At 71.1% G+C, this 16,191-nt stretch carries 13 protein-coding genes and 1 pseudogene; 1 reads left to right on the top strand and 13 read right to left on the bottom strand.

Going from position 1 to position 16,191, the window contains the following annotated elements:
* The 11 genes and pseudogenes from nuoK to ACWH4W_RS08685 form a co-directional block, all read right to left on the bottom strand.
* Window positions 1–300 carry an NADH-quinone oxidoreductase subunit NuoK gene (gene nuoK / locus ACWH4W_RS08735; protein WP_004927567.1) on the bottom strand — a complete coding sequence of 100 codons (300 nt, stop codon included), beginning with the start codon at window positions 298–300 and terminating at the stop codon, window positions 1–3.
* Window positions 297–1,139, bottom strand: coding sequence for an NADH-quinone oxidoreductase subunit J (locus ACWH4W_RS08730; protein ID WP_473075229.1), 843 nt, complete (start codon window positions 1,137–1,139; stop codon window positions 297–299). The genes nuoK and ACWH4W_RS08730 overlap by 4 nt, the downstream gene beginning before the upstream one ends.
* The gene (gene nuoI, locus ACWH4W_RS08725; RefSeq protein WP_473075228.1) at window positions 1,136–1,777 is read right to left on the bottom strand and encodes an NADH-quinone oxidoreductase subunit NuoI; all 642 of its coding nucleotides are present in this window, start codon (window positions 1,775–1,777) and stop codon (window positions 1,136–1,138) included. Before nuoI ends, ACWH4W_RS08730 begins: the two co-directional genes overlap by 4 nt.
* Complete coding sequence (gene nuoH, locus ACWH4W_RS08720) at window positions 1,770–3,143, bottom strand: NADH-quinone oxidoreductase subunit NuoH (RefSeq protein ID WP_473075227.1); 1,374 nt, start codon at window positions 3,141–3,143, stop codon at window positions 1,770–1,772. The genes nuoI and nuoH overlap by 8 nt, the downstream gene beginning before the upstream one ends.
* Window positions 3,140–5,644, bottom strand: coding sequence for an NADH-quinone oxidoreductase subunit G (locus tag ACWH4W_RS08715; protein WP_473075226.1), 2,505 nt, complete (start codon window positions 5,642–5,644; stop codon window positions 3,140–3,142). Before ACWH4W_RS08715 ends, nuoH begins: the two co-directional genes overlap by 4 nt.
* Window positions 5,641–6,987, bottom strand: a complete 1,347-nt coding sequence (gene nuoF, locus ACWH4W_RS08710) for an NADH-quinone oxidoreductase subunit NuoF (protein WP_473075225.1) — start codon at window positions 6,985–6,987, stop codon at window positions 5,641–5,643. The genes ACWH4W_RS08715 and nuoF overlap by 4 nt, the downstream gene beginning before the upstream one ends.
* Window positions 6,987–7,698 (bottom strand): annotated as a pseudogene (nuoE, locus tag ACWH4W_RS08705) (NADH-quinone oxidoreductase subunit NuoE). The gene nuoF and the pseudogene nuoE overlap by 1 nt, the downstream one beginning before the upstream one ends.
* A 146-nt stretch (window positions 7,699–7,844) precedes the next feature.
* Complete coding sequence (locus ACWH4W_RS08700; protein WP_473075224.1) at window positions 7,845–9,221, bottom strand: NADH-quinone oxidoreductase subunit D; 1,377 nt, start codon at window positions 9,219–9,221, stop codon at window positions 7,845–7,847.
* Window positions 9,218–9,967, bottom strand: coding sequence for an NADH-quinone oxidoreductase subunit C (locus tag ACWH4W_RS08695; RefSeq protein ID WP_473075223.1), 750 nt, complete (start codon window positions 9,965–9,967; stop codon window positions 9,218–9,220). The genes ACWH4W_RS08700 and ACWH4W_RS08695 overlap by 4 nt, the downstream gene beginning before the upstream one ends.
* Window positions 9,964–10,518 carry a NuoB/complex I 20 kDa subunit family protein gene (locus ACWH4W_RS08690; protein WP_030565381.1) on the bottom strand — a complete coding sequence of 185 codons (555 nt, stop codon included), beginning with the start codon at window positions 10,516–10,518 and terminating at the stop codon, window positions 9,964–9,966. The genes ACWH4W_RS08695 and ACWH4W_RS08690 overlap by 4 nt, the downstream gene beginning before the upstream one ends.
* Window positions 10,519–10,531: 13 nt before the next feature.
* On the bottom strand, window positions 10,532–10,891 hold the full coding sequence (locus ACWH4W_RS08685; protein WP_007490928.1) for an NADH-quinone oxidoreductase subunit A: 360 nt from the start codon (window positions 10,889–10,891) through the stop codon (window positions 10,532–10,534).
* A 920-nt stretch (window positions 10,892–11,811) separates the two neighbouring features.
* On the opposite strand from ACWH4W_RS08685, the gene ACWH4W_RS08680 reads away from it, so the two are divergent.
* Window positions 11,812–12,663, top strand: a complete 852-nt coding sequence (locus ACWH4W_RS08680; RefSeq protein ID WP_473075222.1) for a C40 family peptidase — start codon at window positions 11,812–11,814, stop codon at window positions 12,661–12,663.
* 278 nt (window positions 12,664–12,941) lie between these two features.
* On the opposite strand, the gene ACWH4W_RS08675 is transcribed toward ACWH4W_RS08680, so the two are convergent.
* Together ACWH4W_RS08675 and ACWH4W_RS08670 are read right to left on the bottom strand one after the other, a co-directional pair.
* Complete coding sequence (locus ACWH4W_RS08675) at window positions 12,942–14,645, bottom strand: hypothetical protein (RefSeq protein WP_473075221.1); 1,704 nt, start codon at window positions 14,643–14,645, stop codon at window positions 12,942–12,944.
* A gap of 186 nt (window positions 14,646–14,831) precedes the next feature.
* On the bottom strand, window positions 14,832–16,115 hold the full coding sequence (locus ACWH4W_RS08670; protein ID WP_473075220.1) for a geranylgeranyl reductase family protein: 1,284 nt from the start codon (window positions 16,113–16,115) through the stop codon (window positions 14,832–14,834).
* Between the last annotated feature and the right edge of the window lie 76 nt (window positions 16,116–16,191).

Raw genomic sequence — 16,191 nt, 5'->3', positions numbered from 1 at the left:
TCACAGCTTCATCAGGCTGGCGTCGTCGACCGAGGCCGAGTGGCGGGAACGGAACAGGGACACGATGATCGCCAGCCCCACCACGACCTCCGCGGCGGCGACGACCATCGTGAAGAACGCGATGATCTGGCCGTCGAGGTTGCCGTGCATGCGGGAGAAGGCGACGAACGCGAGGTTGCAGGCGTTGAGCATCAGCTCGACGCACATGAACACCACGATCGCGTTGCGCCGGATCAGCACACCGGTGGCGCCGATGGTGAACAGCAGCGCCGCCAGGTACAGGTAGTTGACGGGATTCACTTCGACGCCTCCTCGGACCGCTTGAAGGTCGGCGGCTCGATCGCGCGGCGCTCCAGACGCTCCTCCGCGCGCTGCTCCATCGCCCGCAGGTCGTTGATCGCCTCCCGCGACACGTCACGGACCTGGCCGCGGTCCCGCAGCGTCTTGCTGACGGTGAGGTCCGACGGGGTGCCGTCGGGCAGCAGGCCCGCGATGTCCACCGCGTTGTGCCGGGCGTAGACGCCGGGCGCGGGCAGCGGCGGCAGGTACGTGCCCTCGCGGACGCGCTGCTCGGCCAGTTCGCGCTGGGTCCTGGCCCGCTCGGTGCGCTCCCGGTGGGTGAGCACCATGGCGCCGACGGCGGCCGTGATGAGCAGCGCGCCGGTGATCTCGAAGGCGAAGACGTACCGGGTGAACATCAGGGAGGCGAGGCCCTGCACATTGCCCCCGGCGTTGGCCTCGCCGACGCCGCTGAACTCGTTCAGCGAGGCGTTGCCGATGCCGCCGACCAGCAGGATGCCGAAGCCGAGGCCGCACAGCAGGGCCAGCCAGCGCTGGCCCTTGATGGTCTCCTTCAGGGAGTCCGCGGCCGTGACGCCGACCAGCATCACCACGAACAGGAACAGCATCATGATCGCGCCGGTGTAGACGACGATCTGCACGACGCCCAGGAAGTAGGCGCCGTTGGCCAGGTAGAACACCGCAAGGATGATCATGGTTCCGGCGAGGCAGAGCGCGCTGTGCACGGCCCGCCGCATGAAGACGGTGCACAGGGCGCCGATCACGGCGACGGTGCCCAGGATCCAGAACTGGACGGCCTCGCCGGTCGAGGTCGAGTAGGCGGCGAGCTGCTCGGTCATCGCCCGATCACCTTCTCCGAGGCCGGCTCCTCCGGGCCGAACGTGGACTCGGCCTCCTGGACCACCTCGCCCTTGGAGTGGGCGACCTGACGCTCCGTGCCGGGCGCGGCCTCGGTCACCAGGCCGCGGTAGTAGTCCTGTTCGTCCGTGCCCGGGTACATGGCGTGCGGGGCCTCGACCATGCCCTCCTCCAGGCCGGCGAGCAGCTGCTCCTTGGTGTAGATGAGGTTCGCCCGGCTGGAGTCGGCCAGCTCGAACTCGTTGGTCATCGTCAGCGCGCGCGTGGGGCACGCCTCGACGCACAGGCCGCACAGGATGCAGCGGGCGTAGTTGATCTGGTAGACGCGGCCGTACCGCTCGCCGGGCGAGTAGCGCTCCTCCTCCGTGTTGTCCGCGCCCTCGACGTAGATAGCGTCGGCGGGACAGGCCCAGGCGCACAGCTCGCAGCCGACGCACTTCTCGAGGCCGTCCGGATGGCGGTTGAGCTGGTGCCGTCCGTGGAAGCGCGGAGCGGTGGTCTTCTGCTGCTCCGGGTACTGCTCGGTGAGCCGCTTCTTGAACATGGCCTTGAAGGTCACGCCGAAGCCGGCCACGGGGTTCAGGAAACCGGGCTTGGTGTCCTTCGGTTCCTCAGCCATCGGACGCCTCCTTTCCATCCGTAGGTCCACCCTGCGATTCGTCACTGTGAGTATCCGGTCCGCCACTGACAACGAGCTCCCGCTCGTGACGCGGACGGCGCCGCGGCACCGGGGGCAGCTCCTGCCCGGGCAGCGGCGGCACGGGGAACCCGCCCGCCATCGGGTCGAACGGAGGCTGCTCCGCGGGCTGTGCGGCGTCCTCGCCCCGGCCGCGGAACATGTCCGCGACGAAGGAGAGCAGCAGCAGGACGAGGACGCCGGCGGCGATGTAGAGCGCGATGTCGGCGAACGCGTAGTTCTCGTTGCGCAGCGCCCGCACCGTGGCGACCGCCATCAGCCACACCAGGGAGACCGGGATGAGGACCTTCCAGCCGAGCTTCATCAGCTGGTCGTAGCGGACCCGCGGGAGCGTGCCGCGCAGCCAGACGAAGCAGAACAGCAGGGTGAGCAGCTTGCCGGTGAACCAGAGCATCGGCCACCAGCCGTGGTTCGCGCCCTCCCAGAAGGTGCTGACCGGCCAGGGGGCCCGCCAGCCGCCCAGGAAGAGGGTCACCGCGACCGCCGAGACGGTCACCATGTTGATGTACTCGGCGAGCATGAACATCGCGAACTTGATCGACGAGTACTCGGTGTTGAAGCCGCCGACCAGGTCGCCCTCGGACTCCGGCATGTCGAACGGGGCGCGGTTGACCTCGCCGACCATCGTCACGATGTAGATGAGGAACGACACCGGCAGCAGCAGCACGTACCAGCGGTCGGCCTGCTGCCCGACGATCGTCGACGTCGACATCGACCCCGAGTAGAGGAACACCGAGGCGAACGCGGCGCCCATGGCGATCTCGTAGGAGATCATCTGGGCGCAGGAGCGCAGACCGCCCAGCAGCGGGTAGGTGGAGCCGGAGCTCCAGCCCGCCAGGACGATGCCGTAGATGCCGACCGAGGCGACCGCGAGGATGTACAGCGCCGCGATCGGCAGGTCGGTGAGCTGCATCGTGGTGCGCTGGCCGAAGATCGAGATCTCGTTGCCGGCCGGCCCGAAGGGGATCACCGCGAACGCCATGAAGGCGGGGACCGCCGCGACGATCGGCGCGAGGACGTAGACCGCCTTGTCCGCGCGCTTGACGACGACGTCCTCCTTCAGCATCAGCTTCACGCCGTCGGCGAGCGACTGGAGCATGCCCCAGGGGCCGTGCCGGTTGGGGCCGACGCGCAGCTGCATCCAGGCGACGACCTTGCGCTCCATGACGATGCTGAGGAGCACGGTCACCATCAGGAAGGCGAAGCAGAACACCGCCTTGAGGGCGATCAGCCACCAGGGGTCGCGGCCGAACATCGAGAGGTCTTCAGCGGCGAGGTACGGGCTCATGCCTCCACCTCCTGGGGAGCCTCGCCGGCGAGGGTCGCCGGGCCGATGCGGACGAGGGAGCCGGGGAGCGCCCCGGTGCCGGAGGCGACGCCGCCGTCCGTGGAGTTCAGCGGGAGCCAGACCACCCGGTCGGGCATCTCGGTGACGGACAGCGGCAGTTCGAGCGTCCCGGCGGGGCCGGTCACCGCGAGCGGGTCGCCGTCCTTGACGCCGACCTCGGCGGCCGTGGCGGCCGACAGCCGGGCGGGGGCGGCGTGCCGGGTGCCGGCCAGCGCCTCGTCGCCCTGCTGCAGCACGCCCAGGTCCAGCAGGAGCCGGTGGCCGGCCAGCACCGCCTCGCCGGCGGCCGGCCGGGGCAGGGCGCCCGCGGTCTCCACCGGGTCGGCGGCGCGCGGGCCGTCCCACAGGCCGAGCCGGTCGATCTCCGAGCGGATCGTGCGCAGGTCCGGCAGGCCCAGGTGCACGTCCATGGCGTCGGCGAGCATCTGCAGCACGCGCGCGTCGGTGGGCGCGACCCGCCGGGTCATCTGGTCCGGCTTGAGCGCCGCCTCGAACAGCCGCACCCTGCCCTCCCAGTTGAGGAAGGTGCCGGCCTTCTCGGCGACCGCGGCCACCGGCAGCACCACGTCGGCGAGTTCGGTGACCTCGCCGGGCCGCAGCTCCAGGGAGACCACGAACCCGGCCTCGGCGAGCGCGGCCCGCGCACGGGCCGGGTCGGGCAGGTCGGCGACCTCCACACCCGCCACGAGCAGCGCCTGCAGGTCGCCGCGCGCGGCCGCCTCGACGATCTGGGCGGTGTCCCTGCCGTAGCGGTGCGGGAGCTCGGCGACTCCCCAGAGGGCGGCCACCTCCTCCCGGGCGCGCGGGTCGGTCGCCGGGCGGCCGCCCGGCAGCAGCGACGGCAGCGCGCCCGCCTCGATCGCGCCCCGCTCCCCGGCCCGGCGCGGGATCCACACCAGCCGGGCGCCGGTCGCGGTGGCGAACCGCACGGCCGCGGTGAGCCCGCCCCGTACGGCGGCCAGCCGCTCGCCGACGACGACCACCGCGCCCTCGGCGCGCAGCGCCTCGGCGGCCGCGGCGCCGTCGCCCTCCAGGCCGACGCCGCTCGCCAGTGCGTCCAGCCACTCGGTCTCGGTGCCGGGGGCCGCCGGCAGCAGCGTGCCGCCGGCCTTGGTCAGGCCGCGCGTGGCGTGCGTGGCCAGCGCGAAGGTGCGCTGCCCGTGCGCGCGCCAGGCCTTGCGCAGCCGCAGGAAGACGCCGGGCGCCTCCTCCTCGGACTCGAAGCCGACCAGCAGCACGGCCGGCGCCTTCTCCAGGGAGGTGTGGGTGACGCCCGTGCCGTCCAGGTCACGGCCGCGGCCCGCGACGCGCGCGGCGAGGAAGTCGGCCTCCTCGGTGCTGTGCACGCGCGCCCGGAAGTCGATGTCGTTGGTGGCGAGCGCGACCCGGGCGAACTTGCTGTACGCGTACGCGTCCTCGACGGTGAGCCGGCCGCCGGTCAGCACACCGGTGCGGCCCCGCGAGGCGAGCAGGCCCTGCGCCGCGATCCGCAGCGCGTCCGGCCAGGACGCCGGCTCGAGGTCGCCCTCCGCGTTGCGCACCAGCGGGGTGTCGAGCCGGGCCCGCTGCTGCGCGTACCGGAACGCGAAGCGGCCCTTGTCGCAGATCCACTCCTCGTTGACCTCGGGGTCCTCGGCGGCGAGCCGCCGCATGACCTTGCCGCGTCGGTGGTCGGTGCGGGTGGCGCAGCCGCCGGAACAGTGCTCGCACACCGACGGCGACGAGATGAGGTCGAAGGGCCGGGAGCGGAACCGGTACGCGGCCGAGGTGAGCGCGCCGACCGGGCAGATCTGGATGGTGTTGCCGGAGAAGTACGACTCGAACGGGTCGCCCTCGCCGGTGCCGACCTGCTGCAGCGCGCCCCGCTCGATCAGCTCGATCATCGGGTCGCCCGCGATCTGGTTGGAGAACCGGGTGCAGCGGGCGCACAGCACGCACCGCTCGCGGTCCAGCAGCACCTGCGTGGAGATCGCGACGGGCTTCTCGTAGGTGCGCTTCTTGCCCTCGAAGCGGGACTCGGCGTTGCCGTGCGACATCGCCTGGTTCTGCAGCGGGCACTCGCCGCCCTTGTCGCAGACCGGGCAGTCCAGCGGGTGGTTGATGAGCAGCAGCTCCATCACACCCTTCTGGGCCTTCTCCGCGACCGGCGAGGAGAGCTGCGTCTTCACCACCATCCCGTCGGTGCAGGTGATGGTGCAGGACGCCATGGGCTTGCGCTGGCCCTCGACCTCCACGATGCACTGGCGGCAGGCGCCGGCCGGCGCGAGCAGCGGGTGGTCGCAGAACCGGGGGATCTCGATGCCGAGCTGCTCGGCGGCCCGGATGACCAGGGTGCCCTTGGGCACGCTGATCTCGGCGCCGTCGATGGTCAGCGTCACGAGGTCCTCGGGCGGGACCGCCGCCCCTCCCCCTCCGGAGGGAGCGTTGGTGGTCACAGTCATGCGTGCACCTCCGTACGGTCGGCCCAGGCCGTCGACGCGGCCGGGTCGAAGGGGCAGCGACGGTCCGTGATGTGCTGCTCGTACTCCTCGCGGAAGTACTTGAGCGACGAGAAGATCGGCGAGGCGGCGCCGTCGCCGAGGGCACAGAAGGACTTGCCGTTGATGTTGTCGGCGATGTCGTTCAGCTTGTCGAGGTCGGACATCCGGCCCTTGCCGGCCTCGATGTCGCGCAGCAGCTGGACGAGCCAGTACGTGCCCTCGCGGCAGGGGGTGCACTTGCCGCAGGACTCGTGGGCGTAGAACTCGGTCCAGCGGGTGACGGCGCGGACCACGCAGGTGGTCTCGTCGAAGCACTGCAGCGCCTTGGTGCCGAGCATCGAGCCCGCGGCGCCGACCCCTTCGTAGTCGAGGGGGACGTCGAGGTGCTCGTCGGTGAACATCGGCGTGGAGGAGCCGCCCGGCGTCCAGAACTTCAGCCGGTGGCCCGGCCGCATCCCGCCGCTCATGTCGAGCAGCTGGCGCAGGGTGATGCCGAGGGGCGCCTCGTACTGGCCGGGGCTCGCGACGTGGCCGCTGAGGGAGTAGAGCGTGAAGCCCGGGGACTTCTCGCTGCCCATCGAGCGGAACCAGTCCTTGCCCCGGTTCATGATGGCGGGAACCGACGCGATGGACTCGACGTTGTTCACCACGGTGGGGCAGGCGTAGAGGCCCGCGACGGCGGGGAAGGGAGGACGCAGCCTGGGCTGGCCGCGGCGGCCCTCGAGGGAGTCGAGCAGCGCGGTCTCCTCACCGCAGATGTACGCGCCCGCGCCCGCGTGCACGGTGAGTTCGAGGTCGAGTCCGCTGCCCAGGATGTCCTTGCCGAGGAGACCGGCCGCGTACGCCTCGCGCACGGCCGCGTGCAGCCTGCGCAGCACGGGGACGACCTCGCCGCGCAGGTAGATGAAGGCGTGCGACGACCTGATGGCGTAGCAGGCGATGACGATGCCCTCGATGAGGCTGTGCGGGTTGGCGAAGAGCAGCGGGATGTCCTTGCAGGTTCCGGGCTCCGACTCGTCGGCGTTGACGACGAGGTAGTGCGGCTTGCCGTCGCCCTGCGGGATGAACTGCCACTTCATGCCCGTCGGGAAGCCGGCGCCGCCGCGTCCGCGCAGTCCGGAGTCCTTGACGTACGCGATGACGTCGTCCGGCGACATGGCGAGCGCCTTGCGCAGGCCCTCGTAGCCGTCGTGCCTGCGGTAGACGTCGAGCGTCCAGGACTTCTCCTCGTCCCAGAAGGCCGACAGCACCGGCGCGAGCAGCTTCTCCGGGCTCGTGTCCTTCAGTTCGGGTGCCAAGGTCATCACTCCCCCTCCTCGGCGACGGGTCCGGCCGGGTGCGACGGATCGGAGGCCGATGTGTCCTGTGGCGCGTCGTGCGAGCTGAGGTGCTCGGTGGGCGACGGCTCGTGCGGCGGGGTGTCCTGCGGCGCCTCGCCGCGCGGGTGCACCACGCGCGCGGGGCCGGCCTCGCCCTTGGCCAGCTTCAGGCCGACCAGGGAGGCGGGGCCCGCGCTGCCGGTGGCCTCGACGGCGCCCTCCCGCTCGTCGGGGAAGCCGGCCAGGATGCGGGCGGTCTCCTTGAAGGTGCACAGCGGCGCGCCGCGGGTGGGTGCGACCGGGCGGCCGGCGCGCAGGTCGTCCACCATGCGCTTGGCGCTCTCGGGGGTCTGGTTGTCGAAGAACTCCCAGTTGACCATCACCACGGGCGCGTAGTCGCAGGCCGCGTTGCACTCGATGTGCTCCAGGGTGACCTTGCCGTCGGCGGTGGTCTCGCCGTTGCCGACGCCCAGGTGCTCCTGGAGCTTCCTCGAAGATGGCGTCGCCGCCCATGACCGCGCACAGGGTGTTGGTGCACACCCCGACCTGGTAGTCGCCGCTCGGACGGCGCCGGTACATGGTGTAGAAGGTGGCGACCGCGGTCACCTCGGCCGTGGTCAGGTTCAGCATCTCCGCGCAGAACCGCATGCCGGTGCGCGTGACGTGGCCCTCCTCCGACTGCACCAGGTGCAGCATCGGCAGGAGGGCGGACCGGGAGTCCGGGTAACGGGCGATGATCGCCCGCGCGTCGGTCTCCAGCCGGGCCCGGACGTCGTCCGGGTAGGCCGGCGCGGGCAGTTCCGGCATGCCCAGGCTGACGCCCCGCTCGGAAGAAGAGGTGGTCACCGGTCGACGCCTCCCATCACGGGGTCGATGGACGCGACGGCGACGATGACGTCGGCGACCTGGCCGCCCTCGCACATCGCCGCCACGGCCTGCAGGTTGGTGAAGGACGGGTCGCGGAAGTGGACCCGGTAGGGGCGGGTGCCGCCGTCGGAGACGACGTGCACCCCGAGTTCGCCCTTGGGCGACTCGACGGCCGTGTACGCCTGCCCGGGCGGGACGCGGAAGCCCTCGGTGACCAGCTTGAAGTGGTGGATCAGGGCCTCCATGGAGGTGCCCATGATCTGCTTGATGTGGTCGAGGGAGTTGCCCAGTCCGTCGGGTCCCAGGGCGAGCTGGGCGGGCCAGGCGATCTTCTTGTCGGCGACCATGACCGGTCCCGGCTCCAGCCGGTCCAGGCACTGCTCGACGATGCGCAGCGACTGGCGCATCTCCTCCAGCCGGATCAGGAAGCGGCCGTAGGAGTCGCAGGTGTCGGCGGTGGGGACGTCGAAGTCGTACGTCTCGTAGCCGCAGTACGGCTGCGCCTTGCGCAGGTCGTGCGGCAGGCCGGTGGAGCGCAGGACGGGGCCGGTGATGCCGAGGGCCATGCAGCCGGCCAGGTCCAGGTAACCGACGTCCTGCAGACGGGCCTTGAAGATGGGGTTCCCGGTGGCGAGCTTGTCGTACTCCGGGAGGTTCTTCCGCATCTTCTTGACGAGCTCGCGGATCTGGTCGACCGCGCCGGGCGGCAGGTCCTGGGCGAGTCCGCCGGGGCGGACGAACGCGTGGTTCATCCGCAGGCCGGTGATCAGCTCGAAGACGTCGAGGATCAGCTCACGGTCCCGGAACCCGTAGATCATGATGGTGGTGGAGCCGAGCTCCATGCCGCCGGTGGCGAGGCACACCAGGTGGGAGGAGAGCCGGTTCAGCTCCATCAGGAGCACCCGGATGACCGAGGCGCGGTCGGGCACCTGGTCCTCGATGCCGAGCAGTTTCTCGACCGCGAGGCAGTACGCCGTCTCGTTGAAGAACGGCGTCAGGTAGTCCATGCGCGTCACGAACGTGGTGCCCTGGGTCCACGTCCGGTACTCGAGGTTCTTCTCGATGCCGGTGTGGAGGTAGCCGATGCCGCAGCGGGCCTCGGTGACCGTCTCGCCGTCGATCTCCAGGATCAGCCGGAGCACTCCGTGGGTGGACGGGTGCTGCGGACCCATGTTGACGACGATGCGTTCGTCGTCGGCCTTGGCCGCGGCCTCGACGACCTCGTCCCAGTCGCCGCCGGTGACGGTGTAGACGGTGCCCTCGGTGGTTTCACGGGGGGGTGCCGTTGAAGAGGTGGTCCCGAAGGGACTCGATGAGGGGTGGTGGTCGGACGACGGGTTGGGAGTGCTCACGAGTACGACCTCCGCTGGTCCGGAGCCGGGATCTGGGCGCCCTTGTACTCGACGGGGATGCCGCCGAGGGGATAGTCCTTGCGCTGCGGGTGGCCCTGCCAGTCGTCCGGCATCATGATCCGCGTCAGGGCCGGGTGACCGTCGAAGACGATGCCGAAGAAGTCGTACGTCTCGCGCTCGTGCCAGTCGTTCGTCGGGTAGACGGAGCACAGCGACGGGATGTGCGGGTCGCTGTCCGGCGCGCTGACCTCCAGGCGGATCACCCGGTTGTGGGTGATCGAGCGCAGGTGGTAGACGGCGTGCAGCTCGCGCCCCTTGTCGTGGGGGTAGTGCACGCCGCTGACGCCGGTGCACACCTCGAACCGCAGCGCCGGGTCGTCGCGCAGGGTCCTCGCCACCCGCACCAGGTGCTCGCGCTCGATGTGGAAGGTGATCTCGCCGCGGTCGACGACCGTCCTCTCGATGGCGTTCTCCGGGAGCAGGTCCTGCTCCTCCAGGGCGCCCTCCAGTTCGTCGGCGACCTCGTCGAACCAGCCGCCGTAGGGACGGGTCGCCGGTCCCGGGAGCCGGACCGAGCGGACCAGGCCGCCGTAACCGGAGGTGTCGCCGCCGTTGTCGGCGCCGAACATGCCGCGCTGGACGCGGATCTCCTCGCCGCCCTGTCCTCGCTGGCCGGGGAGGTTCTCGGCGGAGAGCTCCTTCTCGGGGTTCACGCCGCCGCCCGCGGTGCCGTTCGCGTCGCTCATCGCAGCAGCCCCTTCATCTCGATCGTGGGCAGGGCCTTGAGCGCCGCCTCCTCCGCCTCGCGGGCCGCCTCCTCGGCGTTCACACCGAGCTTGGAGCTCTGGATCTTCTGGTGGAGCTTGAGGATGGCGTCCAGCAGCATCTCGGGGCGGGGCGGACAGCCGGGGAGGTAGATGTCGACCGGGACGACGTGGTCGACGCCCTGGACGATCGCGTAGTTGTTGAACATGCCGCCCGAGGAGGCGCAGACCCCCATGGAGATCACCCACTTGGGGTTCGGCATCTGGTCGTAGACCTGCCGGAGCACCGGCGCCATCTTCTGGCTGACCCGCCCGGCGACGATCATGAGGTCCGCCTGCCGCGGCGAGCCGCGGAAGACCTCCATGCCGAAGCGCGCCAGGTCGTAGCGGCCCGCGCCGGTGGTCATCATCTCGATGGCACAACAGGCGAGGCCGAACGTGGCGGGGAAGACGGACGACTTGCGCACCCAGCCCGCGGCCTGCTCGACGGTGGTCAGCAGGAATCCGCTCGGCAGCTTTTCTTCGAGTCCCATGACTTATGGCCCCTCAGTCCCATTCCAGGCCGCCGCGCCGCCATACGTACGCGTACGCGACGAAGACGGTGAGCACGAAGAGCAGCATCTCCACGAGCCCGAAAAGCCCCAGGGCGTCGAAGGTGACGGCCCAGGGGTAGAGGAAGACGATCTCGATATCGAAGATGATGAAGAGCATCGCCGTCAGGTAGTACTTGATGGGGAAGCGCCCGCCGCCGGCCGGCGTGGGGGTCGGCTCGATGCCGCACTCGTAGGCCTCGAGCTTCGCCCGGTTGTACCGCTTCGGACCGATCAGCGTGGCCATGACCACGGAGAAGATCGCAAAGCCTGCCCCGAGGGCTCCCAGTACGAGGATGGGCGCATACGCGTTCACCGCTCCTCGCTCCTCTCAGTCGGCATTGACTGCATGGGGGTCCCCCCGGTCGAGCGAAGCCGAGACCTGGGGGGAGGTGTGCATCGGGCTCACTCCCGCCCCGTACGCCCCTCGAACCACGCCCGCCCCGGCGAAGATCGAGAACATGTGAAGCAGGTCACAAGCCCAACCGCTCCGCATCTTATGCCTGTGGGTCTGTGATCTGCGACACGGGGTCTTCCACAAGCTTTGTGATCTCCACCACCTGACGAACGATCATGAAGTCGGATGAGCGGTGATCTTCACACTCCAAGCGTTCGCGCGATCACCAAAGGTGACATCTTGATCCGTCGGTGCAGCTCAGAGGGGTCGCGAGGGAAGAGTCTCCATATCAAGACGATTCCTCTGCATGCAAATTGGCGTTGGACGGCCCGCCTTGATAGAGGCGGCGTTCACACCTCGGAGGGATCACGGAACGCGATGTGGACGTGTGCACGCGTTCACGAAGTCCGGCGCCCGGGGCCCGAGGCCGGCGACCCCTCCCCGTCGCCGGCCCGGCCGGCCGAGCCGCCGACCCGGCCGGCCGAGCCGCCGACCCGGCCGGACAATCGGGGCACTTCCCCCCGCCAGGGGCGCCTCAGGAGCCGCGAACCGGACAAGCGCCCCCCGCGACGCGGCACGCGGGACCGGTGGACGCCCTGACGGCCCCGATCGTTCCGTGACCTCCATCACACTCCTGAGAGACCCTCAGGAGCAGGGCTTGGCCAACCACCTCAACCAGTGGTAGGCGAGGAGCAATTCGGGCGTAACGATGAAAGTGCGTGATCACGGCCCGGTCACGGCCGCCCGCAATGTCCGTTGTGGCGTCAATGGAGAGGGCTGAGCGGGAGATTTGGGCGCTCGATTGAACAACTGTGGCGCAGCACACGTTTCTTGAAGATATGAAGCAGCCCCTGGTACCGGTTGTTCCCATGTCCCACACCGCTCCCATACGCAGCCACCGGAAGCCCCGCCGTACCGCGACCTCCACGATCGCGGTGCGGGCCGGAGTCGCCGGTGGCGTCCTCAGCACCCTGGCAGTGGCCGGGGCGTCCGGCTCGGCCAACGCCGCCGAGCCGGTGACGCAGACCCTCGAACTGCCCACCCTGACGGCCGACCTGGCCGCTCAGGTCGCCCAGTCCGCGGACGCCACCCAGCAGGCGGCCGCCAACTACCAGCTGCGGGCCGAGCGTGACGCGGCGGCCGCCGAGGCCGCGAAGCAGGCCAAGGCGGACCTGGCCGAGGCCAAGAAGAAGGCCAAGGCGAGGGAGGAGGCGGCCGAGAAGGCCCGCCAGGCGGCCGCCGAGCGCGCGGCGCGCGACACCGAGCGTCCCTCGCTCACCACGGAGACCACGACCGCTTCCGCATCCGCTTCCGCCTCGGTTTCCGCACCGGCCGGCGGCAGCGTCGCGACGGTCCTCTCCTTCCTCCACGCGCAGGTGGGCGACGCCTACGTCATGGGCGCCACCGGGCCCAACGCCTGGGACTGCTCCAGCCTGGTGCAGGCCGCGTTCAAGCAGGTCGGTGTGGACCTGCCGCGCGTCTCCCAGGACCAGTCGATGGTGGGCACCGACATCCCGCTGTCGCAGATCCAGCCCGGCGACATCCTGTACTGGGGCGGCAAGGGCTCCGCGTACCACGTGGGTGTCTACATCGGGAACGGCCAGTACCTGGACGCCGCCAACTCCGCGAAGGGCGTCGTCATCCAGGACCTCTCCGGCTACCCGGCGTCGGGTGCGGTGCGGGTGCTCTGACCCACGCCTCCCCACGGACGGAAGGGCCGCTGCCTCGATGAGGCGGCGGCCCTCCGCGTCTCCCGGCCCCTCCGCGTCTCCCGGCCCCTCCGGGAGACGAGATCACCGTGTTGCCCCGATTGCCCCGCACGCGGCGCGCGTCGGAAGCGCGCGGGGAGCCACCGCGGCCCTCACCGCGCCCCGTGACGGGCCCTCACGGGGCCCCGGCAACGCCACGGGGGCCGGAGTCCGCCATGGCGGACTCCGGCCCCCACAGGGGCGTCACAGCGACGCGCGGATCAGGCGGCCGCCTCCCCGGCGCCGCGGGCGCGACGCCGCTGGAGCGCCACGACGGCCGCGCCGAGCCCCAGCGCGAGCAGCGCCGCGCCGCCGAGCAGGCCCACGCCCTGCGCGCCGGTGAGCGCCAGACCGCCGTCGGCGTCGTCGCCCGCACCGCCGCCGGACGCGCCGGACGCACCGTCCGCGTCGTCCGTGCCGGCGCCGGTGCCGTCGTCGGAGCCGTCCCCGTCACCGGAGCCGGGGGCGGACGGGTCGTCCGAGGGGCCGCCGTCCGAGCCGCCCGTGCCGTCGTCGCCCGGCTCGCCGGGGGCGTTCAGCACGATCCACGCGACGTCGTTCGACGGGTCGGAGTCGAAGGGGTTGTCCCAGTCGGGCAGCGCCACCCGGCCCTTGGCGCCCTCCACGACCCGGTCGACGCGCAGCTCGAACGGGAAGGTCACCCGCGCGTCCTCCAGCATCGGGGTGGCCACCGAGCAGCGGTGACCGGGCTCGCTGCCGTCGACGGTGACGGTCCGGCACTGCTTCGGCGCCGAGGTGACGGTCGCTCCCTCGGGCGCGACCACCGTGAAGGAGAACGGCTCGCCGCCGGAGCGCAGCGCGCTGATCCAGGCCGGCCCGTTGTTGCGGATCCCGATCTCCGCCGTGACCGTGTCCCCGGCCGCGCCGGACGCCGAGGCTCCGGTGAGCTCCAGGTCGTAGGTGTTGGTCGTCGGGAGGTCCAGCTCGGCGTACCGGGTGTACTCCGCGGGGTCGGTGTCCCCGGCCGCCCGCCGCAGCGTCAGGTCCGGTCCGCTGCCCCGCCGGCGCCCCTCGCCCTGGTGCAGCGTCTTCTCCTCGCCCGGCGCCAGAGGCCGGAACGAGTAGGAGAAGATGTCGTGCAGCGCGAAGTCCGCGGCCTCCACCCGCACCGGCCGGGACAGGGCGTACGCCGCCCCCGCGTCGAGGGTGTCCGGGAAGGTGCAGAGCACCTCGGTGTGCTGCCGCAGCAGCGGGCCGGTGTTCACCTCGGTGGACGAGCAGTTGCCGTGGTCGTCCGGGAAGGACAGTCCGCGCGAGCCGTACAGCCGCAGCACCGCGCCCTCGGACGGCAGCCGGCCGACGTTCATCACGCCCAGCGGCGGCTCGAAGGTGCCGCCGGCCCTCAGGTCGTCGGGCAGGGAGAGTGCGCGGTTGAGCAGCTCGGGACCGCCGACGCGCACGTCGATGGTGAGCGGCGTGAAGTCCAGCCCCTCGCCCTCGCCGGTGACGACGATGCTGCCGGTGTCCCCGGCCTCGCTGTCGTCGGTGAGGTCGAGCCGGATGCCGCCGATCCGGTTGTACGTCGTCCCCGCGTACAGGTCGTGGCCCGTGCAGACCGCGACCGGGCCGTCGGCCTCGCAGGGCAGGTCGGCCCGCGCGACGCCCTCCAGCCCGCGGGCGTCGATGCGGATCGTGTAGTCCCCGAGGTGCACCGGCGGGATGTCGCCGTCGCCCTCGAACTCCTCGCCCGGGACGTCGAGCCGGAGGTCGACCTGCGGCTCGGTGGGGTCGCCGTTGTCCGAGTGGAGGGACAGGTCCACCCGGTCCTCGCCCGTGATCACCACCGGGAGGGGGGCGTCGGCCGCGTGGGCCGCGCCCTGGACCCCCGCGGCGGCCAGCGCCGTGACGCCCGCCGCTCCCAGCGCCGCGAGCCGCGCGCGCAGCCGTCTCGCCTGCTGTGTCATGAAAGGCTCTTTCGTCGAATTTCGTCGGATTCCGCCGAACGGGACGTGCCCGGCTGGGTCACGTCCCGTTCGACACCGCTCGGAGCCGATCAGTTGTTCACGGACGCGTCACACGACGATCACGATCGGACACCGCGCCCGGAGCCGCCGGACATGCCCGCCGGCTCCGGCCGCCCGCCCGGTGGTTCACGCCTTCGGCGCCACCTTGCTCAGGCCGTTGATGATGCGGTCCATCGCGTCGCCGCCCGTGGGGTCGGTCAGGTTGGCGAGGAGCTTCAGCGTGAACTTCATCAGCAGGGGGTGCGTGAGGCCGCGCTGGGCGGCGATCTGCATGATCTTCGGGTTGCCGATGAGCTTCACGAAGGCGCGGCCGAGCGTGTAGTAGCCGCCGTAGGTGTCCTTCAGGACGCGCGGGTAGCGCTGGAGGGCGATCTCCCGCTGGGCCGGGGTGGAGCGCGCGTGCGCCTGGACGATGACGTCGGCGGCGAGCTGCCCGGACTCCATCGCGTAGGCGATGCCCTCGCCGTTGAACGGGTTCACCAGACCGCCCGCGTCGCCGACCAGCAGCAGCCCGCGCGTGTAGTGCGGCTGGCGGTTGAAGGCCATGGGGAGGGCGGCGCCGCGGATCGGGCCGGTCATGTTGTCCGGGGTGTAGCCCCAGTCCTCCGGCATGGACGCGCACCAGGCCTTGAGGACCTCGCGCCAGTCCAGCTCCTTGAAGGAGTCGGAGGTGTTGAGCACGCCGAGGCCGACGTTGCTGGTGCCGTCGCCCATGCCGAAGATCCAGCCGTACCCGGGCAGCAGCCGGTCCTGCGGGCCGCGCCGGTCCCACAGCTCCAGCCAGGACTCCAGGTAGTCGTCGTCGTGGCGGGGCGAGGTGAAGTACGTCCGCACGGCCACGCCCATCGGGCGGTCCTCGCGCCGGTGCAGCCCCATCGCGAGGGACAGCCGGGTGGAGTTGCCGTCGGCGGCCACCACCAGCGGGGCGTGGAAGGTGACCTCCCGCTTGTCCTCGCCGAGCTTGGCCCTGACGCCGGTGATGCGGCCGGTGCGGTCGTCGACGACCGGCGCGCCGACGTTGCAGCGCTCGTACAGCCGGGCGCCCGCCTTCTGCGCCTGCCGGGCGAGCTGTTCGTCGAAGTCGTCGCGCTTGCGCACGAGTCCGTAGTCCGGGAAGGAGGCGAGATCCGGCCAGTCCAGCTGGAGGCGGACGCCGCCGCCGATGATGCGCAGGCCCTTGTTGCGCAGCCAGCCGGACTCCTCGGAGACGTCGATGCCCATGGCCACGAGCTGCTTCACGGCGCGCGGGGTGAGGCCGTCGCCGCACACCTTCTCGCGCGGGAACTCGGTCTTCTCCAGCAGGAGCACGTCGAGGCCGGACCGGGCCAGGTGGTAGGCGGTGGTGGAGCCGGCTGGCCCCGCGCCCACGACGATCACATCGGCGGTGTTGTCGGAGAGGGGCTCGGTCACGGCGGGATCTCCCCAAGGTTCGAAATCTTCGTGCCGACCGGCACTGGACACAGGCAGTCTATTCAGCGGACGTGAT

Source organism: Streptomyces sp. DSM 120436 (genome assembly GCF_055778765.1).
This window is presented reverse-complemented; position numbering and strand designations above follow the sequence as displayed.